Source organism: Cyclobacterium qasimii M12-11B, assembly GCF_000427295.1.
GTDB lineage: Bacteria > Bacteroidota > Bacteroidia > Cytophagales > Cyclobacteriaceae > Cyclobacterium > Cyclobacterium qasimii.
This window is the reverse complement of sequence record NZ_ATNM01000171.1, coordinates 1-728: the sequence shown is the minus strand read 5'-3', so window position 1 is coordinate 728 and position 728 is coordinate 1. Positions and strand designations below refer to the sequence as shown.

Annotated in this window: 1 protein-coding gene; it reads left to right on the top strand. The window is 60.3% G+C overall.

Annotated features, from left to right (window positions below; genetic code table 11):
- Nucleotides 1-30: 30 nt before the first annotated feature.
- Nucleotides 31-728 (top strand): M17 family metallopeptidase (locus ADICYQ_RS31360; protein ID WP_235114839.1); only part of this gene is annotated, 698 nt, incomplete at its 3' end.

The following is a 728-nucleotide window of genomic DNA, read 5'->3' as shown; positions in this document are numbered from 1 at the left end:
GCCTACGCGACTCATGTGACTCGTGACCTCGTGAATGAAGCACCTCGTGAGCTTTACCCCGCAACTTTCGCGGATCGCGCCAGTGAACTTGCCGCACTCGACAATGTAGAGGTCGAAGTTCTTGCAGAGAAAGAACTCGAAGAGGGCGGCTTTGGCGGCATCCTCGGCGTTGGTCAGGGCTCGAGCCGAGGCCCGCGTCTCGTCAAGCTCAGCTACAACCCCGACGGCGCTACCAAACATCTTGCGCTAGTCGGCAAGGGAATCACCTTCGATTCGGGAGGGCTTTCGCTGAAGCCAGGCCTCGGCATGATCGGCATGAAGTTCGATATGAGTGGCGCGGCAACCGTCATGGCCGTTGTTGAGGCTTGCGCGAAGCTCGGCACCAACGTGCGGCTCACGGCGTGGCTGTGCCTAGCCGAGAACATGCCATCCGGGACCGCCATACGTCCCAACGATGTATTGACTATTCGTGGCGGCAAGACTGTCGAAGTGCTCAATACGGATGCTGAGGGTCGCCTCGTCATGGCGGATGGCCTTGTCGTTGCCAGCGAAGAGAACCCTGATGCCATTGTGGATATCGCCACGCTTACCGGTGCCGCCGTGGTCGCTCTCGGAAACCGCTACGCCGGCGCTATGGGCGATAAGGATCTCGTCAATCAGGTAGTCGCGGTTGCAGATCGGGTGGGTGAGCCATTCTGGCCGATGCCCATCAGCCCGGAACTGCGCCC